Origin of the sequence: Nisaea sp., assembly GCF_034670185.1 — a bacterium.
In the GTDB taxonomy this organism is placed as follows: domain Bacteria; phylum Pseudomonadota; class Alphaproteobacteria; order Thalassobaculales; family Thalassobaculaceae; genus Nisaea.
Genome location: NZ_JAXMNY010000001.1, coordinates 155,342 through 179,427, shown reverse-complemented (window position 1 = coordinate 179,427; position 24,086 = coordinate 155,342). Strand labels below are relative to the sequence as shown.

Annotated in this window: 24 protein-coding genes; 13 read left to right on the top strand and 11 right to left on the bottom strand. The window is 58.5% G+C overall.

What is annotated here, in order from left to right; genetic code table 11:
* Positions 1-53: 53 nt before the first annotated feature.
* The 3 genes from VOI22_RS00840 to VOI22_RS00830 form a co-directional block, all read right to left on the bottom strand.
* On the bottom strand, positions 54-1,289 hold the full coding sequence (locus tag VOI22_RS00840) for an aminotransferase class I/II-fold pyridoxal phosphate-dependent enzyme (RefSeq protein ID WP_323794710.1): 1,236 nt from the start codon (positions 1,287-1,289) through the stop codon (positions 54-56).
* Positions 1,290-1,376: 87 nt separating this feature from the next.
* Positions 1,377-2,099 carry a transporter substrate-binding domain-containing protein gene (locus VOI22_RS00835; RefSeq protein WP_323794709.1) on the bottom strand — a complete coding sequence of 241 codons (723 nt, stop codon included), beginning with the start codon at positions 2,097-2,099 and terminating at the stop codon, positions 1,377-1,379.
* A gap of 205 nt (positions 2,100-2,304) precedes the next feature.
* The gene (locus tag VOI22_RS00830) at positions 2,305-2,826 is read right to left on the bottom strand and encodes a CIA30 family protein (protein WP_323794708.1); all 522 of its coding nucleotides are present in this window, start codon (positions 2,824-2,826) and stop codon (positions 2,305-2,307) included.
* A 336-nt stretch (positions 2,827-3,162) separates the two neighbouring features.
* On the opposite strand from VOI22_RS00830, the gene VOI22_RS00825 reads away from it, so the two are divergent.
* Positions 3,163-4,209, top strand: coding sequence for a hypothetical protein (locus tag VOI22_RS00825; protein WP_323794707.1), 1,047 nt, complete (start codon positions 3,163-3,165; stop codon positions 4,207-4,209).
* A gap of 94 nt (positions 4,210-4,303) precedes the next feature.
* Positions 4,304-4,678, top strand: a complete 375-nt coding sequence (locus VOI22_RS00820; protein WP_323794706.1) for a VOC family protein — start codon at positions 4,304-4,306, stop codon at positions 4,676-4,678.
* Positions 4,679-4,702: 24 nt separating this feature from the next.
* Here the strand turns inward: VOI22_RS00820 and VOI22_RS00815 are convergent, their stop codons facing one another.
* Together VOI22_RS00815 and VOI22_RS00810 are read right to left on the bottom strand one after the other, a co-directional pair.
* Positions 4,703-5,392 carry a glutathione S-transferase gene (locus tag VOI22_RS00815; protein ID WP_323794705.1) on the bottom strand — a complete coding sequence of 230 codons (690 nt, stop codon included), beginning with the start codon at positions 5,390-5,392 and terminating at the stop codon, positions 4,703-4,705.
* Positions 5,385-6,383: a rhodanese-related sulfurtransferase gene (locus tag VOI22_RS00810; protein ID WP_323794704.1), complete on the bottom strand. Its 999-nt coding sequence runs from the start codon at positions 6,381-6,383 to the stop codon at positions 5,385-5,387. Before VOI22_RS00810 ends, VOI22_RS00815 begins: the two co-directional genes overlap by 8 nt.
* Before the next feature lie 198 nt (positions 6,384-6,581).
* Here VOI22_RS00810 and VOI22_RS00805 point away from each other — a divergent pair, with 198 nt between their 5' ends.
* The 7 genes from VOI22_RS00805 to VOI22_RS00775 all read left to right on the top strand — a co-directional run bounded on the left by VOI22_RS00805 (position 6,582) and on the right by VOI22_RS00775 (position 12,753).
* The gene (locus tag VOI22_RS00805; protein WP_323794703.1) at positions 6,582-7,502 is read left to right on the top strand and encodes a dihydrodipicolinate synthase family protein; all 921 of its coding nucleotides are present in this window, start codon (positions 6,582-6,584) and stop codon (positions 7,500-7,502) included.
* 12 nt (positions 7,503-7,514) lie between these two features.
* Positions 7,515-7,925, top strand: coding sequence for a hypothetical protein (locus VOI22_RS00800; protein ID WP_323794702.1), 411 nt, complete (start codon positions 7,515-7,517; stop codon positions 7,923-7,925).
* An 82-nt stretch (positions 7,926-8,007) separates the two neighbouring features.
* Positions 8,008-8,565: a cupredoxin domain-containing protein gene (locus tag VOI22_RS00795; protein ID WP_323794701.1), complete on the top strand. Its 558-nt coding sequence runs from the start codon at positions 8,008-8,010 to the stop codon at positions 8,563-8,565.
* A 58-nt stretch (positions 8,566-8,623) separates the two neighbouring features.
* Positions 8,624-10,444: a copper resistance system multicopper oxidase gene (locus VOI22_RS00790; protein WP_323794700.1), complete on the top strand. Its 1,821-nt coding sequence runs from the start codon at positions 8,624-8,626 to the stop codon at positions 10,442-10,444.
* Positions 10,445-10,447: 3 nt separating this feature from the next.
* On the top strand, positions 10,448-11,149 hold the full coding sequence (locus tag VOI22_RS00785; RefSeq protein WP_323794699.1) for a copper resistance protein B: 702 nt from the start codon (positions 10,448-10,450) through the stop codon (positions 11,147-11,149).
* Positions 11,150-11,355: 206 nt separating this feature from the next.
* Positions 11,356-11,850 carry a DUF302 domain-containing protein gene (locus VOI22_RS00780; RefSeq protein ID WP_323794698.1) on the top strand — a complete coding sequence of 165 codons (495 nt, stop codon included), beginning with the start codon at positions 11,356-11,358 and terminating at the stop codon, positions 11,848-11,850.
* Between the two features lie 108 nt (positions 11,851-11,958).
* A complete protein-coding gene (locus VOI22_RS00775; protein ID WP_323794697.1) occupies positions 11,959-12,753 on the top strand; it encodes an SDR family NAD(P)-dependent oxidoreductase in 795 nt (264 codons plus the stop codon).
* A 22-nt stretch (positions 12,754-12,775) separates the two neighbouring features.
* On the opposite strand, the gene fliG is transcribed toward VOI22_RS00775, so the two are convergent.
* A complete protein-coding gene (fliG, locus tag VOI22_RS00770) occupies positions 12,776-13,798 on the bottom strand; it encodes a flagellar motor switch protein FliG (RefSeq protein WP_323794696.1) in 1,023 nt (340 codons plus the stop codon).
* A 248-nt stretch (positions 13,799-14,046) separates the two neighbouring features.
* Between fliG and VOI22_RS00765 the strand changes: the two genes are divergently transcribed.
* Positions 14,047-15,258 carry an MFS transporter gene (locus VOI22_RS00765; protein ID WP_323794695.1) on the top strand — a complete coding sequence of 404 codons (1,212 nt, stop codon included), beginning with the start codon at positions 14,047-14,049 and terminating at the stop codon, positions 15,256-15,258.
* Here VOI22_RS00765 and VOI22_RS00760 read toward each other — a convergent pair.
* On the bottom strand, positions 15,235-16,098 hold the full coding sequence (locus VOI22_RS00760) for a glutathione S-transferase family protein (RefSeq protein WP_323794694.1): 864 nt from the start codon (positions 16,096-16,098) through the stop codon (positions 15,235-15,237). The genes VOI22_RS00765 and VOI22_RS00760 overlap by 24 nt on opposite strands.
* Positions 16,099-16,295: 197 nt before the next feature.
* Between VOI22_RS00760 and VOI22_RS00755 the strand changes: the two genes are divergently transcribed.
* On the top strand, positions 16,296-16,883 hold the full coding sequence (locus VOI22_RS00755) for a CIA30 family protein (protein WP_323794693.1): 588 nt from the start codon (positions 16,296-16,298) through the stop codon (positions 16,881-16,883).
* A gap of 127 nt (positions 16,884-17,010) precedes the next feature.
* Here the strand turns inward: VOI22_RS00755 and VOI22_RS00750 are convergent, their stop codons facing one another.
* Genes VOI22_RS00750 through VOI22_RS00740 form a run of 3 tightly spaced genes read right to left on the bottom strand, consistent with a single transcriptional unit; the run spans position 17,011 to position 19,901 of the window.
* On the bottom strand, positions 17,011-18,696 hold the full coding sequence (locus VOI22_RS00750; protein ID WP_323794692.1) for an adenylosuccinate synthetase: 1,686 nt from the start codon (positions 18,694-18,696) through the stop codon (positions 17,011-17,013).
* Positions 18,674-19,279: an AAA family ATPase gene (locus VOI22_RS00745; RefSeq protein ID WP_323794691.1), complete on the bottom strand. Its 606-nt coding sequence runs from the start codon at positions 19,277-19,279 to the stop codon at positions 18,674-18,676. Before VOI22_RS00745 ends, VOI22_RS00750 begins: the two co-directional genes overlap by 23 nt.
* Complete coding sequence (locus VOI22_RS00740) at positions 19,266-19,901, bottom strand: hypothetical protein (protein ID WP_323794690.1); 636 nt, start codon at positions 19,899-19,901, stop codon at positions 19,266-19,268. The genes VOI22_RS00745 and VOI22_RS00740 overlap by 14 nt, the downstream gene beginning before the upstream one ends.
* Positions 19,902-20,226: 325 nt before the next feature.
* Here VOI22_RS00740 and uvrB point away from each other — a divergent pair, with 325 nt between their 5' ends.
* Together uvrB and VOI22_RS00730 are read left to right on the top strand one after the other, a co-directional pair.
* On the top strand, positions 20,227-22,428 hold the full coding sequence (gene uvrB, locus VOI22_RS00735; protein ID WP_323796272.1) for an excinuclease ABC subunit UvrB: 2,202 nt from the start codon (positions 20,227-20,229) through the stop codon (positions 22,426-22,428).
* Between the two features lie 307 nt (positions 22,429-22,735).
* A complete protein-coding gene (locus tag VOI22_RS00730; protein WP_323794689.1) occupies positions 22,736-23,713 on the top strand; it encodes a calcium/sodium antiporter in 978 nt (325 codons plus the stop codon).
* Between the two features lie 8 nt (positions 23,714-23,721).
* On the opposite strand, the gene VOI22_RS00725 is transcribed toward VOI22_RS00730, so the two are convergent.
* Positions 23,722-24,084, bottom strand: a complete 363-nt coding sequence (locus VOI22_RS00725) for a dihydroneopterin aldolase (protein WP_323794688.1) — start codon at positions 24,082-24,084, stop codon at positions 23,722-23,724.
* Positions 24,085-24,086 lie beyond the last annotated feature (2 nt).

The window sequence follows — 24,086 nt, the reverse complement described above, 5'->3', positions numbered from 1 at the left end:
CCTCATGTACTCATTCCGGCAAAACTCGCTTTTGCGGGAATGGCGGAACACGGTTAACCGCCTGCCCTCTTTCTGAGACACACCATCTTCGCCGTGGTGCAGAACACTTCCATCGCTCGCTCCAGCTCATCCACCGTCGGCATGGTCGGGGCGAGGCGGATGTTGCGGTCGCGCGGGTCGTTGCCGTAGGGGAAGCAGGCGCCGGAGGCCGTAAGCTTCACGCCTGCTTCAGCGCAGAGCTTCACAGTTTCCGCGGCGCAACCGTCGGCGAGATCCACACTGACGAAATAGCCGCCCTCGGGCTTGGTCCAGGTAGCGAGCCCGGTGCCTTCGAAGGCGGCGATCATGGCCTTTTCAACGACTGCGAATTTCGGCGCGATGATCGCTGCATGTTTGACCATATGCGCGGCGACACCGGCCGTGTCCTTGAAGAACCGGACGTGGCGCAGCTGGTTGATCTTGTCCGGGCCGATGCTTGAATAGAACATCCGCTCCAACTGGTCGTCGATGTTGATTTTGGAGGCGGACATGGCCGCCACGCCACCACCGGCAAGGCTGATCTTCGAGGTCGAAACAAAGGTCAGGATACGGTCCGCACTACCCGCCGCTTCCGCCGCCTTCTGGATGTTTTTGACCGTCGCTATGTCACCGGTCAGATGGTGCACCACATAGGCATTGTCCCACATGATCCGGAAATCCGGCGCGGCGCATTTCATCGCCGCCAGCCGATCCACCGTCAGGTCGGAATAGACCGCGCCGGTCGGGTTGGAATATTTCGGCACGCACCAGATGCCCTTGATGGACGCATCTTCGGCGACCAGCGTCTCGACCGCATCCATGTCCGGCCCGTCATCCAGCATCTCGACCGGGATCATCTCGATGCCGAGCCGCTCGCAAATGGCGAAATGCCGGTCATAACCCGGCACCGGACAAAGGAACTTCGCGTCTTTCCAGGGCCCGTCACCGCCCGGGACACCGAACATGACCGCGCCCAGAAGCGCGTCATACATCATCTGCAGGCTGCCGTTGCCGCCCGCAATCACCAGATCCGGGATCGTCTCCATCAGCTCCGCAAACAGCCCGCGCGCTTCCGGGATACCCGCGAGGATGCCGTAATTGCGGTAATCGGTGCCGTCCGCGCCTTTGCAGTCGTCACTGCTGACGAGCTCGAACATGGCCGCTGCCAGATCGAGCTGGGCTGCCGAGGGCTTACCTCGGGTCATGTCGATGTTCTGGTTGCGGGATTTCAGGTTCCGGTAAGCTGCGGAAAGGGTTTCGAGGTCGGACATAGGCTCGATCCGGTTGCTATATTGCGGTGCAGCGGACGCTAGCAGAAGGCCTGTTTCGAGGCCAGAGCCGGATTGTCGAAATTCAATTTAGGATGCGACCGAGAGTCGCCCTCGCTGACCGAACTCGTTAATCAGCCCATCAACCAGGCCATTCGATCTGGCGTCCGATACAAAACGCTTTACCGCCTTGGCGAAAGCCGGATTCCCTGGCTTCACGCCGACCGCCTGACGAACCGCCGTATAGGACCCGTCCATGACTTTTGCGCCTGGCATGCTCGCCGCGTTCTCCAGCAAAGCCGGACGAAGCCCAGCCAATGCATCCAGTTTCTGATCGCAAAACAGCTCGAACGCCGCCTTCAGTCCGGGTGCCCGTTTAAGTTCGGCATGCTTCAGGGCGCGGCTGAGATAGAGATCATAGGCGGACCTGTCTGATACCGCGATCCGTACACCCGGCTTGTCCACCTCTTCCAGGCTCGTAAGTTTCGAGCCGGCCGGTACCATGTAGGTCGCCTCGATCTCGGCATAGGCGCCACAGAACTCGATAGTCTCCGCCCTCTTCGGGTCCTCGGCAATCAAGCAAATATCCCACTCGTCCCGGTCGACAGCATCGGCCACCGCGCCCGGTGAAGGATAGGTGCAATAGGAGATACTGAACCCGAAATTGCGGGCGATGGCCGCTGCGATCGCAGGCGAGACTCCCGATGGATTCCCACTTTCCGTCGTGCCTGTCACCAGCAGCACATTCCCGAGATTGATTCCCGCTCTCAGCTTGCCGGGCTCCATCAGCCCATAATCCTCAATATCGATCATTCTCCAAAGCACTCCCCATGCAGGCGCAGCCGGTCGGACAAAGTTCCGGCGCACGTCACACTATAATGCTCAACTTAATCGGAAGAAAGTCTTTGGATAATAACGATATTTTCGCGACATTAGCTCAAATTGAAACCTTCTCAACGGCAGCCTTGCCCGACGCGCGTCATGGAGACGGAGATAAAGGAATTCTTCGACGCGAATCTCAGGCGTAGAATTGCACCCCTGCCAGCGCCAGATCGGCGTCGAAAGCCCGGCCGATGGCCACGAGACCGATGCGCCGGAGCTTGGACAGATCAAGCGGCGCCTCCAGTCGATGGGCCTCGAAATCGGCAAAATCGAGCCGAACGGTATGCCAGTCCGGGTTGGCGATGAAATCCGCGCGATAGGATTGCCAGGAACGCGTCATGTCTTCGGTGCGCAGGTGCAGATTGTAAGCCTCCCCCGCACCCCGCACCTGCAGCTCGATCCCTTTCCAGCCGGATGCGTCCATCGGAGCCCCGTCCGGATTGAGATCAAGCGCCAGCTGCAGAAAGCCGCCATTGTTTTCGAGGCTCACCTCGCCACGCATGCGAAGCGCCACGTGGCCGTCGACTGTCTCCCGCGTCATCTCTCCCGCCGAAACGCCGCCCATCACCTGATCGGAGACGAGTTGCCAGTGCGTGCCGCGAGACGACTGCGGATGCGGATGAGAAAGATCGTCGATAACCGGAGAGCCGGAAGCCATGGCGAATGTCCCAGGGAAGAGTGAGGTAGCCCCTATCCCGCCGAGGAACCTAATGATTTTGCGGCGAGAGATGAGGATTCTGTTTGGCAGATAGAAACACATGACACGGAGAGTTAGGCCTGCGCCCGCATCCGGAAAGGTCTCCGACACCTCAAATTGAAAGTTGATGCCTCGATCATCGAAGTATATTCCTCACCTATAAGCTGAGCGTTAACCATATTGAATCTGCTCATCATCAAGATCGCGGTGACTGTCTCCGGCAGGGAGCACAATATCTACCAGCCGGTTTTCCAAGGCTCAGAAGGTCACCACCGACGTGGAAAAGGACAGTTCGCAATGAAGATGGTCCGTACCCTCGCAATCCTGCTTGCGACAATGACGATCGCTTCGCCCGCGGCGGCACATATCAAGTGGTTTGAGCCTTTCGACGTTTCGGCCCAGCCCAAGTCCATCGACGCCGTACTGAGCTCCACTTTCGTAACTTTCTTCCTGATCTCTGTCGCCCTTGTGTACCTGTTCTTCGTGATCGACCGTATCGCACTGCGTCACGGTATCATGGACGCGTTCCACCAGCGGCTGAAGGTCTTCGACGGGCTTTCGATCCTGATTATGCGTGGGGCGGCAGGTCTGTTCTTTGCATCGGCGTGGGCCATGGCCGAATTCGGCGGGAACAGTTTCTACCTCGCGCCAGAGCTGGCCGCCGATCAGGACTGGGTGCCCTGGTTCCAACTCGCCATTGCGCTCTGCGCCGTGAGCCGGAGGACCACGCCGCTACTAGGTGCGGGAATCCTGCTGCTCTACGCCCTGGCACTGCACGATTTCGGCGTTTTCCATCTGATCGACTACCTGATCTTCCCGGCCATCGCCTATTTTTTCATGGCGACCGCCAGCACCTCATATGGCTGGAAGAAATCTGGCTTTGTGACCCTTTACGCTGCCACCGGCATCAATTTTCTCTGGCTCTCTATCGAGAAATTCGCCTTTCCGGATTGGACCTATCCGCTGCTGGCCAAACACCCCGGGATTTTGATGGGTATCGACCCCGAGATCTACATGGTGCTGGCCGGGTTTGTGGAGTTCGTGATCATCTTCACCTTGTTGGGCGCGGCTTCGGTGGCGACCCGCTTGATTGCCTTCGCATTCCAGACCCTGCTGGTCCTCGGCATTTTCGAGTTTGGCCTGGTCGATGCGATTGGCCACCTGATGATTAATGCCGTCCTTTTCGTGCTAATCGTCCGGGGCCCGACCGATGCACGTGACATCCTGGTGCTCTCCACAAAGTCGCCACAGATGGAGGCCTATTTCATGACCGGCCTCTACTATCTCGCCTTCGTCAACGCCTTCATCCTTTACTACGGCCTCCATGCCCTGCTGCAAGGTTGAGGCTCAGTCCCGAGACATTGGACGACTGCTCGCCAGTTCATGCAGGCGCTGCGCCCGGAACAAGGCTCAGAGCACCGATTAAGGAAGCACGACGATGAACTTTACCCGCCACGGTATCATACTCTTCACCAGTCACTACGAGGGCTGCGTGGAATTCTACACAGGAACGCTCGGCCTTGCGGTGATGTACACAAAGGACGAACCCGGATCGCACCTCACCTGCTGCGCCCTCGGCGACGCGTACCTGATGATCGAGGTCGGCGGCCCGGCTCCTGCTGCACGGAAAAGCCTCGAACAAAACCCGACCAAGCTTCGTTTCAATGTCGAGGATGTAGAAGCAACCGCGGCAGAACTTCGGGCCAAGGGTGTCGCGATAGAGATAGAGACCTATTCGTGGGGCACAATCGCCAACTTCACCGACCCGGACGGTAATCTCTGCTCCCTCCGCGACGAGGCGAGCTTTCATTAGTCCCGGCCCACCGAAGCCGTGATTTCAGCGCAGCAGTCTCTGCGCCGCAGCGCCATCAGTGCCTTCCCTCCGGCGCATGACCGACTGGAAAATGTCCGAGCTCAGATGACCTGAGAGCCAGGCTTGCAGGGCGGCCAGAGGCTGGGCATCGAACCAGTCCCGGCCGGTATTGGCGAACTGGCGCACAAACGGGAATATCGCATAGTCCGCAAGGCTCGGCCGGGCGCCGAACAATTGAGACTGGACTTTCAGACGCTCGTTCAAGCGCCCCAGGAAAACCGCACCCTCACCGCGATGATAGAGAGGATCGGTTTCCGGCCCATACCGGACGGAATACTTGTAGCGGTCGAGATGATGCTTGAAGCCCCCGTCGCAATCGGCGATTAGCGCGTCCATTTCCACCACGCTCCCGGTCTCCGGGCTGAGCCAGCCTTCCGGGTCATGGCGCGCAAGCGTCCACCGCATGATGTCGAGGCTCTGTTCCAACACTTGCCCGTCGGGCAAGTGCAGGACCGGGACCGTTCCTTTTGGCGAAAGCTCCAGCATCTCCGCGGGCTTGTCACGCAAGACAACTTCGCGGAGTGCGCAATCCTGCAGGCTTACCGTCAGGGCCAGTCGCGCACGCATGGCATAGGGACAGCGGCGAAAAGAATAGAGAACGGGAAGCGGGCTGCCTGAAGTCTCCAGCCCGTTGATGGCGGGGCCTTCAGTCACTTTGCTCCCCGGAGCCGGTTGACGGCACTTTATGCGCGCTACCGATATGCTTCTCGCCCCGCTGCTCCGCCAATTCCACCTGACGTTCACGCTCCTCGAAACGCCTCTTCTGCCTGTCGTCGCTGGTGCTGTGACAGGACGGGCAAGAAACACCGGGGACATAAAGGGATGAAGCCTTGCCCTGCTCATCAATGGGCATGCGGCAGGCATGGCACATATCGTAGCTGCCGAGTTCAAGGCCGTGTTTTATCGACACGCGCTGGTCGAAGACGAAGCACTCCCCTTCCCATAGCGACTCTTCCGGGGGAACGGTTTCGAGATATTTCAGAATCCCGCCCTTCAGATGAAAGACATCCTCGATGCCCTGTTGTTTGACGAACGCTGTGGCCTTCTCACAGCGAATACCGCCGGTACAGAACATCGCCACCTTCTTACCGCGCACGGCCTCGGGAGACAGGCTCTCCTGATCCCTGAACCAGCCCGGAAACTCGCGGAAAGTAGTTGTGTCGGGATCGATTGCCCCCTTGAAAGTGCCGATACCGACTTCATAGGCATTTCGGGTATCGATCAGGATGACATCCGGGTCGCTGATCAGGTCGTTCCAGGCGTCAGGCTCGACATAGGTGCCGACGGTTTCGCGCGGGTCGATGTCCGGCACGCCCATCGTGACGATCTCTTTTTTCAGCCGCACCTTCATGCGAAAGAACGGATTCACATAGGCGAAGGATTCCTTCAGCTCCAGATCGTCACAGCCGGGAATGCTGCGAACATGCTCAAGCGCTGCATCGATGCCGCTCCGGCTGCCGGCAATGGTGCCGTTGATGCCTTCGGACGCTAGTAAAAGCGTGCCGTACACATCGGCCATCCGGCAGGCTTCCAGTAATGCTGGCTGGCGAGCTTCGAAATCCGGCAGGGCGGTGAATTTGTAAAGCGCCGCGACCACGAACGGGGCGTCGTTAACAGGTGCGGCGGCGTGTGACGCGTCCGTCAATTCAGGAAGCTCCTTCAATCCTCGTCTTCAGTCGTATTGCGCGTGCGGCGGTGTGATGACGCCAAATGCACCCCAACGCCAGAATTATATCCCAAGATCATATCACAGACGACGTAACACACTGCGTGGATCGGGAAGTGACACGGGTCCCGGATCGGCTCATCTTGCGTACAAAAGAACTGCGGGAGGAAAAACACCATGACCAGCAAACCCTATTCCGGCATCTGGCCGGTCGCGCCGACGCCCTTCACCGATGATGGAGCGGTCGATTTCGAAAGCATGAAGCGCGTCATCGACTGCATGGTGGATCAGGGTGTGGACGGGATCTGCATCCTCGCCAATTTCTCCGAGCAATTCCTCCTGAGCGATGCCGAGCGGGCGGACCTGACCAGGCTCTGCCTTGAGCACACGGCGGGCCGCGTTCCGGTGATCGTCACCATCTCCCATTTCTCCACCGGCATCGTCGAGACACGGGCGCGCGAGGCGACAGCGATGGGGGCTGCTATGGTGATGATGATGCCGCCCTATCACGGCGCAGCGCTGAAAGCGGATGAGACCGGCATGGTCGAGCATTTCGGGCGCGCCAGCCAGGCCGGCGGTATCCCGATCATGGTGCAGGACGCGCCACTCTCCGGCGTTGCCCTTTCGGTGCCCTTGCTGGTGCGCATGGCGAATGAGATCGAGCAGGTGAAGCTGTTCAAGATCGAGGTGCCCCAGGCGGCGGCAAAACTGCGCGCCCTGATCGAGGCCGGCGGCGATGCCATCGAAGGCCCGTTCGATGGCGAGGAAGCGATCACTTTGCTCGCCGATCTTGATGCAGGCGCCACCGGCTCGATGACCTCCGCCATGATCCCCGACCTGATCCGCCCCGCCATCGCAGCGCATCTCAAGGGCGACCGGGCGGAAGCGAAGCGGGTTTACGAACGCCTGCTGCCGCTGATCAATTTCGAGAACCGCCAGTGCGGCTGGCGCGCCAGCAAGGCGGTGATGAAGGACGGCGGGGTGATTGCGAGCGAGCATGTACGGCACCCGGTGGCGCCGCTGCATCCAGAAACCCGGGCGCAGTTGCTGGAACTTGCGCGGGAGGTTGATCCGATAGCGCTGAAGTGGGGGAAGTAAAGAAGGTCTAAATTGCGGCTTGACCTTCCAGTCGGTGGAAGCCTCACAAACGACATCATGTGGCGGACAACATTCATAGCGGCAGCGATCCTGCTGATGACGGCGCTCCCGTCGTTCGGGCACGGCATGCCAGCACGTGATGGCATCTCGAGCGCGGCTGTCGATAACGCCGTTGGCGCGCCGATAGATCATGCAGAAATCGCTCGGATCAGTGCCGCATTTTGCCCGGACACCGGATGTTCGGACAATCGGATGACGACATGCGCTGACTTGACCGCATCCCACTGCCACACCGGCTTTTATCCTCCGGACACCGGAGACATGGTGTCGGTGGGCCATGTCGGTTTCTCACTCTTCACCACGCCGGATGCGCAGCTCCGGGGAATCAGTCCAGCCGCCGAGACACCGCCTCCACGTATCTGACCGGATTTCAATCACTTCAGGCGCCCGCCATCCGGCCGGGCCGCTGAATTCAGAAATCTATTCAGTTCGTGAAGGAACACACATGTCCTCTTCCAGAATCCTTGGCGCTGTCCTTGGCGCCAGCCTTTCATTTGCCCTGCTCACCTCCGGCCTGGCCCTCGCCGCCGGCTCGCATGGCGGCGGTCACGGTATGCACGACATGAAAATCGGCAAGCCGGGTGACCCCGCCAAGGTCTCCCGAACCATCGAAATCACCATGTACGACAATTATTACGAGCCTGAATCACTGGACATAAAGGAAGGCGAGACCATCCGCTTCGTGGTCCGCAACGCCGGCGAATTCGTGCATGAATTCAACATCGCCACGGCGGCGATGCACGAGGCCCACCGTCCGGAAATGATGATGATGATGGAGCACGGCGTACTCGAGCCGGATCGCATTAACCTTGAGGCGGCGAAGGCCATGCAAGCGTCCATGGGACACGGCATGCATAACGAGGCAAACAGCGTGCTGCTGGAGCCAGGCAAGTCCGGCGAGATCGTCTGGACCTTCCCGAAGCATGCAGACCTCGAATTCGCCTGCAATGTACCAGGCCACTACGAGACCGGTATGCACGGCAAGGTCAAACTGAGCCACTGACGCACGCATGCGCAGTCGCAGAGCTGCCGATAACCATATATTCGACTGGAACTCATCCATGACAATCGGACTGTTGCGCCGGGCCTCTCTGCTCGGTGCCGGTCTGGCGGCCGCGCTTTCTGGCGCCGCCGCCGCCGGCGAATACAATCTCACCGTCGACCGGGTCCCCGTCGACACCGGCACCTTCACGCGGATCGGGATCGGCTATAACGGCGCCACGCCCGGGCCTGTCCTGCGCTTCAAGGAAGGCGAGGATGTCACCATCAATGTGACCAACAACCTCTCCGAGCCGACCTCGATCCACTGGCACGGCCTGATCCTGCCCTTTGAGCAGGATGGCGTGCCAGGGATCAGCTATGACGGTATCGCGCCGGGCGAGACCTTCACCTACCGCTTCCCGATTACCCAGAGCGGCACCTACTGGTTTCACAGCCACAGCGGCTTCCAGGAACCGGACGGGGCCTATGGCGCGATCGTCATCGAGCCGAAAAAGCGCGAGCCGTTCCGCTATGACCGCGAATACGTGGTCCAGCTGACCGACGCGCATCCGCATAGCGGTGATCGCATCATGCGCAATCTGAAAATGATGCCGGACTACTACAACCGGCAGCAGCGCACCCTGTTCGACTTCCTGAAAGACTCGAAAGAAATGGGTCTCGACGCGGCGCTCTCCGAACGAGGCGCCTGGGGCGATATGAGGATGATGCCCACCGACATCGAGGATCTTCAGGGATTTACCCCGCTGATCAACGGCAAAAGCTCGGCACAGAACTGGACCGGCCTGTTCACGCCGGGAGAACGTGTCCGACTGCGCTTCATCAATTCATCGGCCATGACTTACTTTGACATCCGCATACCTGGTCTGAAAATGACGGTCGTGCAGGCGGACGGGAACAATGTCCTGCCGGTTCCGGTCGACGAGTTCCGGATTGCCGTTGCCGAGACTTACGACGTTCTCATCCAGCCAACAGAGGACAAGGCCTATTCTGTCTTCGCGGAATCCATGGGACGGACTTCGTCCGTCCGCGGAACACTTGCCACGGCGGAAGGAATGAAAGGCGATGTTCCTGACCTCCGGAAGCCTCCACTTCTGACGATGGCGGATATGGGCATGGCGCATGAAGGCATGGACCACGGCTCGATGAACATGTCCGGCAGCACTCATACAATGCCGGACGGCTCCACCATGAAAGGCATGGACCACAGCACCATGAACATGCCCGGCGGCACACATACGATGCCGGACGGCTCCACCATGAAAGGCATGGACCACAGCACCATGAACATGCCCGGCGGCACACATGCGATGCCGGACGGCTCCACCATGAAAGGCATGGACCACAGCACCATGAACATGGGTAGCTCCGACCCGTTCTACGCTCCGGGTAGCGGCCTCATGCCGGCAGCGGCGAACGGCGGCAAGTTCCTCTCCTACAATGATCTGAGGACCCAGAAGCCGCTCTACCCCCATCGCGAGGCGACCCGCGAAATCGAACTTCGCCTGACCGGCAACATGGAGCGTTACATGTGGTCGATCAACGGCATCAAATATGCCGACGCCGAGCCGATCCGGCTGCAATATGGAGAACGGGTCCGCTTCAAGTTCGTCAACGAGACCATGATGACCCACCCGATGCACCTGCACGGCATGTGGTCGATCCTTGATACCGGCAAGGGAAAATGGAATCCGATCAAGCACGTGGTCAGTGTCGCGCCCGGAACGACTGTCTTCATGGAGACCGAGGTCGATGCTCCAGGCCAGTGGGCGTTCCATTGCCATCTTTCCTACCACGCCGACAGCGGCATGTTCCGCAAGGTCATCGTCGAGGGTGGCCCCGAGGGTAAGGCCGCCGCACTACCCGTGAAGACGGAGGGCTGAGCGATGTTCACACGATACGCAGCCCTTTCCGCTCTTTCGGCTTTCCTTCTCGCCAGCCCTGCTTCCGCCGAGCAGCTCTTTTGGGGGATCCAGGCGGAGCAACTGGAATGGCGCAGCGGAGAAGGCTCCGAAGCCTTTGCCTGGGATGCCGATGCATTTGTTGGCACAGACGAGTTGAAGGTCGTCTGGCGCAGCGAGGCGGAATACGCCACAGGACCGAACAGCTTCGAGACCCTGGAGAACCAACTCCGCCTGCAGGTCCCGGTGAGCACGTTCTTCGATGCCGTCGCAGGGGTGCGCTATGACAGTCCGGACGAAGGCCCGCACCGGACCTATGGCGTGCTCGGATTGCACGGCCTCGCCAAGCAGTGGTTCGAGGTGGATGCCGATCTTTATCTGTCGGAATATCCGTCCGCCCGCTTCGAGGTCGAGTATGAAGGCCTGATCACCAACCGCGTGACCTTTACCCCGAGCATCGAGCTGGACGTCCCCCTCGCCGACGACGAGGCGACCTCACGGGCGGCCTTCGGCCCGAAACTCGAAGTCGGTGGCCGCCTCAGTTACGACCTGCTCGATCGCGCCATTGCACCCTATGTCGGCGTGCATTGGGAGCGGACCCTTGGCGAGAGTGGGCGGCTTGTCCGGGCGGAGGGAGAAGATGACGACGTGGTCTCGCTCGTCGTCGGCTTCCGCCTGATGTTCTAGACGGACACACCATCGCCCCGGGATGCGATCCGCCTCCCGGGGTGGATGGTGTTCGTGCTCGCTGCGCTCAAGCGGGGAAGTGAATGCGCCGGCCCAAGCCCGCCCCTAAACATTCAATAGCGCGAATGTGACTGTTGATCGCGGGGTGGTCACAATAGGGTTCGCATTCATTTGAGAATTCAGCATCAGGCCAGGGAGAACATCTCGTGCGACACAAGCTTCACATAGGCGCTTTGGCAGCGTTATTTCTTGGCGTCATCACCTTGGCGCCCGGTCTCGCCCGGGCCGAAGGCGACGGGATGATCGTCAAGACGAGTGATTTCGGTGTGACCAAGACTCTCGACCGCCTCGGCATTGCGTTGGAGCGGGCCGGGATCACGGTCTTTGCCCGGATCGATCATTCTAAGGGAGCCAAGAAAGTCGGCCTTGAGCTGCTGCCGACGGCGCTGATCATCTTCGGCAATCCGAAGCTCGGCACTCCGCTTATGCAGTCTAACCCGAAGATTGGCCTCGACCTGCCGCTGAAAGCGCTGGCATGGCAGGCGGCGGACGGGTCCGTGAAGCTCGGCTATACCGATCCCGCGTGGCTGGCAAAGCGCCACGGCATCGCCGACCGAGATGAAGTCTTCAAGAAAATGACCGGCGCCCTCAACAAGTTCACGAACATGGCGATCAAAAAAGGCGGCCTGCCGAAACAGTAGGCACGAGCCCGGTCACACAGAAGCGGAGGCCAACGCCTCCGCAATTTGCCAACCGCCCCGAACTTGAGGAGACTACGCCCACATGAATTCTAGGGGCGGGGAATCCTCATGCGTTTGAAAGACAAGGTCGCGATCATCGTCGGCGCCGGGCAACAACCGGGCGAGACCACGGGGAACGGACGGGCCGTTGCCCTCCGCTTTGCCGAGGAAGGCGCTAAACTCCTGCTGGTCGATGCAAACGAGGACTGGGCCGGGGAAACCGCCGCACTTTGCCGGGAGTCAGGGGCCGAGGCAGAGGTCGCTGTCGCCGACATCACCCGGGAAGAAGACTGCCGCCGTATCGCCGCGGCCTGCGTCGAACGTTTCGGACGCATCGACATCCTGCACAACAATGTCGGGCGCTCGCGCGGGGACAAGCCGACGCCGGAAATGGATGCGGATATGTGGGACGAGATCATGAACATGAACCTCAAGGGCATGTTCATGACCTGCAAGCACGTGCTCCCGGTGATGCGGGAGCAGCGCTCCGGCGTGATCTTGAATATCTCCTCGACCTCGTCGATCGCGGCCCGCAGCACCGTCACCTATAAGACCAGCAAGGGCGCGGTAAACACCATGACCCACCATATCGCGATGGAGAACGCGCCCTACGGTATCCGCGCGATCTCGATCCTGCCGGGCCTGATGGACACGCCGATGGCGATTGAGCGCCGGGCGAACGAAACCGGCAAGGCACGCGACGAAATCCGCGCCTCGCGGGCGGCGGACGTGCCGCTCAAGGGCCATACCGGAACCGCTTGGGACGTGGCCAATGCGGCGCTGTTCCTGGCCTCGGATGAGGCCGGCTATATTACCGGAATCTGCCTGCCCGTGGATGGCGGGCTCACGGCGAATGTTGGGTAGAGGGTGTGTTGGGTAACCCGCGTCAGTAAACCAGCTCGTCGTCGCCGCCGGAGCCGCCGATCACAAGCTCGCCTCTGTCGGCGAGATCCTTCGCAGCCGTCACCATGGCAGTCTGCGCGTCCTCAACATCCTTCAGGCGCATCGGGCCGAGCGACTGCATGTCCTCGCGCAGCAACTTGGCCGCACGTTCGGACATGTTGGAGAAGAACAGATCCTTCAACTCCTCCGACGCGCCCTTCAGCGCGATGGTGAGCTTGTCCTTGTCGAGCGCGCGGAGCAGCGTCTGCACACCCGCCGGGTCGACGCGGGAAAGATCCTCGAAGGTGAACATCAGGCTGCGGATCTTCTCGGCGCTGTCCTTGTTGCGCTCTTCCAGCGCGGACAGGAAGCGGGACTCGGTCGCCCGATCCAGATTATTGAAGATCTCCGCCATCATCTCGTGACTGTCGCGCCGGTTGGTGCGGGCGAGGTTCGACATAAACTCGGTGCGCAGCACGCGCTCCACGTCTTTCTCGATGTCCTTGTTCACCGCTTCCATGCGGAGCATCCGCATGACGACTTCCATCGCGAAGTTTTCCGGCAGGATCGACAGCACCTTGCCGGCATGGGCCTGGCCGATTTTGCCAAGGATCACGGCGACGGTCTGCGGATATTCATTCTTCAGGAAGTTCGCGAGAACCTGCTCGTTCACATTGGCGAGCTTGTCCCACATGGTCCGGCCGGCCGGACCACGGATCTCCTCCATGATATCGCCGACGCGGTCTCCGCCGAGCACCTTGGTCAGCAGCCGCTCGGTCGAATCCATGGAGCCGACGAGAGAGCCGGTCGAGGAAACCTGTTCGGCGAATTCGACAAACAGGCGTTCGACAATGTTGGAGCTGACGGTTCCGAGCCCCGCCATAACCTGGGAGACTTCCTTGATTTCTTCATCGTCGAGCAAAGCAAAGAGCTTTCCAGCTTGCTCTTCGCCAAGAGACATCAAAAGGATGCCCGCCTTTTCCGGCCCGGTAATGCCGCGATAATCCTCGCGAATGCGCATGCCCATATGGTGTGCCTTCTCTGCGGGGTATCGGTATCTTGCGTTAAACTTTAACAATTACCTTAGCATATTCATAACCTGATAAAATAATGGGTTTTCAATTAATCAGGAAAACCTGCCGTCTGCGAGATGGTTGTCCAGCCAGCAGTATCGCGCCTGACCCACCACGAAACGGACAGAAAACCCGCGCAACAATCGGATATCCCGAAACCGGACCGGTTCGTATCACCCGGCGAAACGTTTTGGAGAGTCCCATGTCCGTCATTCACCGTCTCGCCGGTGCCGCCTATGGCACGCATCTGGGCGACCAGATCGCCCTCGTCTCGGTGCCGCTTGTTGCCGCTCTGGTCTTCGACGCTTCGGCCGAACTCATCGGCATTCTCGTCGCCTGCCAGTCCATGGCGCATCTGCTGGGCTCGATCCCGTTCGGCATGCTGGTGGACCGGTGGCAGTTGCGCAGCCTCGCCATTGCATCCTCGCTGATCGCGCTCGCGGGCTTCACCGGCGCCGGGCTTGGTGTCTGGGCCGGCACTGTCGTCTGGTTCGGTGCCGGTATCACGCTGGCCGGGTTCGGCACCGTCCTGTTCGCCCTCACCGCCCTGTCGATCCTGCCGAAAGCCGCCCCGGCGACCGGACTGGCCCGTGCCAATGCCGCCATCGAGACACCCCGCGCGTTCTGCAGTTTCGCGGTTCCTCTGGCGATCGGCCTGCTGGTGGCGGGCATATCCCCGCCGCTGATCTATGCCGCCGCTGCATGTGCGGCTCTGGGCGCGCTGCTCTTCACCGCGAGCCTGCTGACATTCGAGACGAGCCAGGCGCCGCGCGTCTCCAGGATCGCCCAGATCCTTGAGGGCGGGCGCTATGTGCTGGCGCACAAGCTTCTGCTCGCCATCTCCCTCTGCGCGATTTTCTGGAATCTCGCCTTCGCCGCCCTGCTGGTCGTCCTGGTGCCCGCCATCCGGGATCTCTATCACTTCGATCCCGGCGCTTTCGGCGTTGCCCTGTCGGCCTTCGGGCTGGCCGCCTTTACCGGCTCCTGGCTGTCGGGCCGCATTTCCGACAAGCTCGCCCCGCGCTTTGTGCTGTTGTTCGGTCCAGGCAGCTCCGCCATCGCCGCCGCCGGCATCCTCCTGATCGGACCCGAAAGCCCCGCAGTCCAGCTTTACGCCTGCTTCTTCTTCATCGGCTTCGGCCCGTCCATGTGGCTGATCGCGCAGAATTCCGTCCGCCAGCTCGTCACCCCGCCCGCCCTGCTCGGAAGGGTCAACGCGGTAATCCAGACCGCCATCTACGGCGTCCGCCCGCTCGGCGCGCTGATCGGCGGCGCGGTTGCGGGCGCGGCCGGACCGGAGGTCGGGATTGTTTTTGTCGCGCTGGCCTTTGCCGCATCCTTCGCCGTGTCGCTGTTCAGCGGACTGCGGCGGGTGGTGAGTTATGAGAGTTTAAAGGCCCAAAATGCGGTGTGACGTCCCCATGAGATGCGCCATCGTCATGCCCTCCGCTTGCTGCTGTGCCCGGATAGCCGCGATTTTTCCCGCCAACGCCGGGGGCGGAGCAACCTCGTCCTCCCAGCCCGGCACGGCTCGGCGGCCCTCGAACCAGGCATGGAGGCGCGGATGCAGCGCCTCCAGTGGATAGCCGCCGAGGGTGAGACGATAGGCATAGACGAACCAGGCAATATCGATGACGGTGAGCGTATCGCCGAGCAGGAAGGGATGATCCGCAAGCCGCGCCTCCAGCCCTTCGAACGCCGCGCGGAACCGCAAAGCCGAGGCCAGGCAGGTGGCATCGTCCAGGCCGGTCCGGGCCAGCCGCTCATAGAAAGCGATCTCCGACTGCTTTTCCGCGTCCAGCCCACCGCCTTTTCGATAGGCTTCCATCAATGCCGGAGTCTTCGTGCTGCCGGTACGGCCATGGACAAAGCGGAAGCTGAGATGCCGCAAATCGTGGTGCAGCGCGTCTTCGGCAGCCAGCAACGCCGAGATCTCTTCCCGTTGCTCCGGCGGGATCAGGCAGGGCTCGGCAAAGCGTTCTTCCAGCAGGGCAATGATGGCGTTGCTGCCCGTATACACAGCGCCGTCGAGGACCAGTACGGGCACCATGCCCCGCGGGTTGATGGCGAGGAAATCGGGCCCGTAATTCTCGTGGCTCGCGAGATCGACAAGATGCCCGGTCCAGGGAATGCCTTTCAGCCGCAGATGCAGCCGGACCTTCTGCGAGCAGGAGGACATGCCGAAATGGAAGAGATGCACGCCCCGCCACCCGGCGATATCCGCCACCCCGTCACCTGCTTTGCTGACCTGCATGTACGACCTCGCCTTCTGTGTCCCGCCTTCCCCATTGAACGGCCGGACGCGGGCGGTGATCAACAACGATATAGGCAATTCCGAAGAGTGACATGTTGTCTGATCGCGGAGCCCGGAGATGTCACCCACGGGGTGGCAGCCGCCCGCCGGACGCCTATTTACCTGACTGACCGGCAATCCCCTGACCGGAAACAGAAATGCGGAAGATGATGAAACGGACTTTTCTGGCCCTCATGGCAATGCTTGCACTCTCTGTCGAGCCGGGCGCGGCCGCGGCCGCGGAGGAACGCATGGCAGAGGAACGCATAATAGAGACGTTCGAAGACCGTCCCGAGACACGCTGGCGGTTCATCGCCGATACCGTGATGGGCGGGGAGTCGACGGGCAAACTCGATTTCGCCACGGAAAACGGCACCGCCTACGCGCGCCTGACCGGCAATGTCAGCACCGAAAACAATGGCGGCTTCATCCAGTTCCGCACGCGCCTCGACACCCCGCCGCCGGATGGTACCAAAGGCGTCCGGCTCAGCGTGCGCGGCAATAACCAGCGCTATTTCGTGCATCTCCGGACCAAAGGCACCCTGCTACCGTGGCAATATTACCAGGCGGGTTTCGAGGCCCGGGCGGACTGGGCCGAGATACGGCTGCCGCTCACGGCTTTCGAGCCCTCGGGCTGGCTCCTCGCGGACACACCCGCAGCCGCGAGCCTGACCTCGATCGGCATCGTCGCCTTCGGACGGGATCACGAGGCATTGATCGAAGTGCGGGAAGTCGGGTTTTATTAGCTGGCCGGCAGGTCTGGACGACGAGGAGACGGGGCGTTAGGGGCGTGTTCCCTCAATTCTCAAACAACATAATCTTATCGGGTGTAAACTGTGGGCTAAGTGTCGCCTCATGTATTTTCTATGTCTGTTATTCGTTTTTAACATTTCGATTTCCAACACGATCAAACTTAGCCCTCCAGTCTCTTCGATCTATGAGAGTTCGAAGATCTAGGGGAGCGTCTTCTTCGTGCGGGAAGCGCGTATTTATTAAGGATACCGGTGCTTGGGCGACACGCTCTAATTCCTCAACGAATTTGATCGTATCCTCTTCCAACTGCTCGAACCGTCGTGCATCTCGGTTAGCCGCTTTTTGGTAGTCTGCAAACGTAAGAATTATGTCTGTAGGCGCATTTAATTCGCAAGCTTGGCGGAACTTTTCCCACTCGAACCATCCAACCCTTCGGCGCAGGTTGGTCGTTGATGTTCGTTCCTGCTCGGCAAGATCTTCAGGTATTCCAGCCTCACGTGCGATCGTTACAAAATCTGTCTCATGCTTCAAATCGCCCGAATGCCCATCCTCTGGGGACTGAACTCGGATTGGCGTGTATCGTATAACCATCATAATGCGATTCACACGAGTCGGCGATATTCCCGCTTCTGCTAGACATCCAGCAACATTTGTATCTCTTGACGTTACGTATGGATATTGTCCGTGATAGAGACTTAGATGGCATCCTTGAGTACCTTCTAATAGTACTCGTTCGCCAGCCGCGTATGCTATTTGTAGCCGAGGCTGCGTGGGCTTCACAAAATCAGTAAGCTCAGGGTAATCTCGTGCAAGCTTTGCCGTATCCGGCGAACCTAACCTCCCCATAATTCTTCGGGCCGCCGCGGCACCACCGCCTCTACCTGTCGACCCTATAGCTTTCTTTAACGCTTTTTCTTCTTCACGGTCTTCGTCACTAATGATCATCACATTGGGATCTAAATAGATCCGGTTTTTAGAAATAGCACAATCCGATACTTCCTTGACGAACTCCGGAATATATATTGTCGCCCCTGGCCCAATTAATATATCACCCTCACTTTCCCTAGAACCTGAAGGCAGAGAATGATAGGTGTACTTCCCCGATTCGCGCGCAACTTTGTGCCCAGCGTTCGGTCCACCAACACGCATTAGTACGTCGTATTCTTGCGCCAAATATCCGGCAACCTGCCCTTTTCCCTCACTACCGTACTGCCCACCAATCAAAACATCCACACAACGTCTGTCTGGTGAAGGAAATAAACCAAGATATGCTGCGACACGAACAAACGTATCTTCTGTATCCGTACGATCTGTAAAAATCCTAACATCGGCATCTTCACGAAAACTTCTAATATCTTCTTCTGATTTTATCAAATCTACTTCTTGATGCTCACTCTCTTTCGACTCGAACCCACGATCAATTTGTCTTTTTTTAAATCTATCCTCTAATACTTTACGTGTCGCATAAAGATGAACATGCGTTACTTCATAATCTAATTGATTTCGAAAAACCTCTAACTGCTCTGCTTTTCTTATACTATCTACAACAATTGGGGTCTCTGACGAGAGAGAATCGGCAAATTTATCAATCTCGTCCTTCAACCATCTATGATCTGTACTCGAATCTAGATCATCACCTAGCCTTTTTAGAGACTGCCTATCTTTTGATTTTCCTTTTTGACTTGCAATTTTTTGAATAAATGATGATGTTTTAAAAATTTCAAAATTGTAACGACTTTTAAGCAAGCCAGCTAATGCTGACTTTCCATTGCATGTGTGACCACTAATCAATATTATTTGCCTCATCGCCCTCTCCCATTTTTTTCTCAACATTATCGTTGATTATTTTGGCGCACTCCGAAGGAGAAAATTTAGCGGTATTCAGGACCAAATCGGCAGATGGTCCTAGATTTCCGGCGTGAATTTCTGTCTCGTTGGATTTAATCACATCAAAATTTACGTTAACGTCTCTGCCGTCTTCTGGCGCACGAATATAAAACCGGCTTTCGCTAATTCCTCGAGGCGCTTCAATATGAACATGAAAAATCGAAGACTGAAATTCATCTAGAAATTTTTTTAACTGAAAATCCCTCCTTATACTGTCAAAAACCCATACTTTACGGTCTCTATCTTGGTGAATTTCTTCTTTTGCAAGGTCGACGACCCATGACCCACCCGACTCTATATCTAATTCTTCTCCAATATTCTGCAGGGTCTCTCGATCAACATCTCGGCCATTATCTGCTGATTTTTTAGATAAGTATGTACCTGTACTTATTCTTTTATACAAAAAATTATTAACCAATTCTTTCGAAACTGTTGTTTTTCCAGACGCTATCCCTCCACTAAAAACAACTATAATAATTTTATTATTTTTATACTTTATCATATTCTAGTCCATTCCCTCTCCAAATCGGATCGTCGATTGCCTTCTCAATAAATAACTGAATCTCATTCACATATTTTAATTTTCTATTATACTCTCCAGGCGGTGACACGAGCCTGATCGACCAGAGAACATTCAACTTTTCTAATATATTTTTTACGATTTTGAAATCGTCTTCAGAATAACATGATACTGTTGTTTGTTCTGGCAATTGAAGCTCATCAACAACCAGAACTTCAATCATAGTACCCAATGGATAGTGCCGCTTTAAAAGAGCCGACTTATCCGCATCTTCACGAGCAATTGGTAACGATTTATCTTCATAATACCTTCCGTTTGTTTCGCTCTCAAGAAACCCACCAGTTGGGCTGCTAGGTGTTCGGCGAGCCATTGCGACGTTGTATCGGCACAAATCAAACGCGTGCCCATTAAATGCACCAACAGGCACATTTATTGCTACATGCGGAAACCCGCCTTTTAATTTCGCCATTACTATTCGTGGATGCTTGCTTAAAGTTAAAAAAGCGTAATCTCCGAATCCTCTTGCAACATCACTTCTCTTTGATTTAGATCGAAAATGTGAATTATTGAAACCGTCATTTAAAAGGACGGGCTTGCTCTTCAAGCTTTGAGATCTTGCAATGAAAGGAAGATAGTGTAGAGGCGCGAAATGCTGGATATGCGACACGTCAATGTCAGAAAAAAAGTGCATGATTCCTCAAAATATCAATCATTAATTCTCAAAATTTGTTTAAACTACCGCCTCAGCTTCCACAACAATAAAGCGAATTTAATACATTTAAATTGCCCCCAACTTCTTAGCCCGCTCTCCATTCAGCAAAGTGGCTGAAGCGGTGAAATCAGCCACCGCAAAGCGTATCTCCCCCATTGGGAAAACTTTGAGTAAGCTCTATCTTCCCTACTCCGCCCCCACCACCTACATTCCCCTCATGAGCACCCAACTCGACGATCCCCGCCCGCTGCCGCTCCACGGCGCGCAGAAGCCCGACCTGAAATCCGATACCGCGCCGCAGGATCGCGGGCGGCCGTTCGAGATTGTCTCGGAGTACAAGCCCGCGGGCGATCAGCCGGCGGCGATTGCGGAGCTGATCGGCGGGATCAACGCGGGGGAGATGGATCAGGTGCTGCTCGGGGTCACCGGCTCCGGCAAGACCTTCACCATGGCGCATGTGATCCAGCAGGTGAAGCGGCCGGCCCTGGTGCTGGCGCCGAACAAGACCCTCGCCGCCCAGCTTTACGGGGAGATGAAGAGCTTCTTCCCGAACAACGCGGTCGAGTATTTCGTTTCCTATTACGACTATTACCAGCCGGAGGCCTACGTCCCGCGCACGGACACGTTCGTCGAGAAGGAAGCGACGATCAACGAGCAGATCGACCGGATGCGGCACTCCGCGACGCGGGCGCTTCTGGAGCGGGACGATGTCATCATCGTCGCGTCCGTCTCCTGCATCTACGGTATCGGCGCGGTCGAGACCTACGGCAAGATGACGGTCAACGTGAAGACCGGCAGCACCATCGACCAGACCAAGCTGATGCGTCAGCTTGTCGAGCTGCAATACAAGCGCAACGATGCCAGCTTCCATCGCGGCACCTTCCGGGTGCGCGGGGACAGCATCGAGATTTATCCAGCCCACCTTGACGACCGGGCCTGGCGGCTGTCCCTGTTCGGGGACGAGGTTGAGGCGATCCACGAGTTCGATCCGCTGACCGGTCACAAGTCGGCCGAGCTGGAGCAGGTCCGGATCTTCGCCAACAGCCACTATGTGACGCCGAAGCCGACGCTGCATCAGGCCGTAAAACTGATCAAGCAGGAGCTGAAGCTGCGGCTGGACGAGATGCACAAGGCGGGCAAGCTGCTGGAAGCGCAACGGCTGGAGCAGCGCACCGTCTTCGACATGGAGATGATGGAGGCGACCGGCTCCTGTGCCGGGATCGAGAACTATTCCCGCTATCTCTCCGGCCGCAATCCGGGCGAGCCGCCGCCGACCCTGTTCGAGTATCTGCCCGAAAACGCCATGCTGATCGTGGACGAGAGCCACGTCACCGTGCCGCAGATCGGCGCCATGTATAAGGGTGACTTCGCGCGCAAATCGACGCTGTCCGAATTCGGCTTCCGGCTGCCCTCCTGCCTCGATAACAGGCCGCTGAAGTTCGAGGAGTGGGAGGACATGCGGCCGCAGACCGTGTTCGTCTCCGCCACCCCCGGCCCGTGGGAGCTGGACCGCACCGGCGGCGCCTTCATCGAGCAGCTTGTCCGCCCGACCGGCCTGATCGACCCGGTCTGCATCATCCGGCCGACCGAAACCCAGGTCGATGACGTGATCGCCGAATGCAAGACCTGCGCGGCGCTCGGCCAGCGGGTGCTGATCACCACGCTGACCAAGAAGATGGCCGAGGCGCTGACCGAATACATGCACGAGGCCGGCATCAAGGTGCGCTACATCCATTCCGACGTGGACACGCTGGAGCGGATCGAGATCATCCGCGATCTGCGGCTCGGGATTTTCGACGTGCTGATCGGCATCAACCTCTTGCGTGAGGGGCTGGATATCCCGGAATGCGCGCTTGTCGCCATTCTGGACGCGGACAAGGAAGGCTATCTGCGCTCCAAGACCTCGCTGGTGCAGACCATCGGCCGGGCGGCCCGGAACGTCGAGGGCCGGGTGCTGCTCTATGCAGACAAGATGACCAACAGCCTGCAATACGCCATCGACGAGACCAACCGGCGCCGGGCCCGGCAGGAGGAATACAACAAGGAGCACGGCATCACGCCGGAAAGCGTGAAGAAGAGCATCGGCGACATCCTGGAAAGCGTCTATGAGCGCGGCGACCATGTCACGGTCGAGACCGGCTCCGACGAGGGCGAGCTGGTCGGCAAGGACATCAAGCAGGTCATCGCCGAGCTGGAGCAGGCCATGCATGCCGCCGCCGCCGATCTGGAATTCGAGGAAGCCGGCCGGCTGCGTGATGAAATCAAGCGGCTGGAAGCGGCCGATCTCGGCATGACTCTGGACGGCAAGCCGCTGCCCAAGGGCGCCGTGGTCCGGGTCAAGGGCCCGGTACAGCCCCCGAAAGGCAAGCCGGACAGGGGCAAGTCACAGAAGCGCGGCTCTGGCCGGCGCCGCAGTTAATATCCCTTGACGCCTCGCATTTCATAAATCGACTAAAAAGCTGCATAAAAGCAAAGGGTTCAGAGCGATCCGCTTTGTCGCCGCCCGCTGCGCAGAGAATACATCCCGAAGGCATCAAAAGGATTGAAAGCGCAGGCAAAGGTCTAATATCTAGGAGCAATCATTTAGGCCCACCGTAGCCCGCCGCCAGATTGAGGGGGCGGGCCTATCTAGAATCCGGTGTTAGCCACCGTCCTTGGAAGGCTGTTTCCGTGACCGCAGAGTGTCGTCATAAGTTGCCAAATTGTATGCAACTGGGAGTCCCCGCTTGATCGCCCCCCTCGCCCTTTCCATCGGCGGACTCGTACTCCTGCTCGTTGCTGCGGAAATCATGATCCGCGGCGCCGTCGGCGGCTCCCGCATCCTGAAGATCTCTCCGCATGTCATCGGCCTCACGGTCATCGCCTTCGGCACCTCCGCGCCGGAGCTGTTCGTCAGCCTGAAAGCGGCGATGCACGGCCATGACGGTATCGCCGTCGGCAATGTCGTCGGCAGCAATATCGCGAACATCCTGCTGATGATCGGCACCGTCGGAGTAATCTATCCATTCGCCTGCGGCGACCCGGCGATCCGGCGCGATGGCTTCGCGCTACTGCTCTCAACCATCGTCTTCGTGATTCTATGCCATACCGGAGTGATCGAGCCCTGGCAGGGCATCACCATGCTCGGCGTTCTGGTCTGCTTCCTTGCCTATTGTTACATCACCGACCGCCGGAACTGCGCGAACAACGAAAGCATCCACGCCAAGGAAGTGGACGAATTCGACAATCTACCCGACACCATGCAGAAAGCGGCGATCTACACCATCATCGGGCTGGTCGGCGTGGTCTTCGGCGCGCGCCTGCTGGTTGACGGCGCTGTCGATGTGGCCCGGCTGCTCGGTGTTTCGGAGACGGTGATCGGCATTACCATGGTCGCCCTCGGTACCTCCATGCCGGAGCTGGCAACCACCGTGGTCGCCGCCGTGCGCCGGCATAACGATGTCGCCCTCGGCAACATCATCGGCAGCAACATCTTCAACACGCTCGGCATTCTCGGAGTGGTCTCGATCGTCACGCCGATCACCATCCCGGCGGAGATCATGGAATCAGACCTCTGGGTCATGCTCGGCGTCACCACTGTATTCGTGACGGCCGCACTCGGCCTGAAGACCCTCGGTCGGCCGCTGGCGGTGCTGTTCTTCTTCAGCTATGCGCTGTTCATCATCGACCAGTTCGTCGACCTGACCAAGCTGATCACCGGCTAGCCGTTACCTCAGCGCTCGTACAACAGGCTGAAGCCGACCGCTTCGCAATCCTCGTAGACATCGGGTTTGCGCGTGGTGACACGGGCGCGGCGCACCACCGGCCGCGCCGCGATCATCTCGACGATGGCGTGACAGAGGGTTTCCTGCAGATTGAAGCGGCGGCGCGCCACCAGCGCCAGGATCTCCGTGCGGACAAAATCATAGTCCAGCACCCGCTCGATGGAGTCGGCTGCCCCGGTCGGGTCGACATCGACATCCATCTCCACGCTGACCAGCACACGCTGCGGCGTGCCCCGCTCGAAATCATGGATGCCGATATCCGCGATCACCGCGAAATTCTCCAGCAGGATTCTTGCATTCGTGATCGGCACGC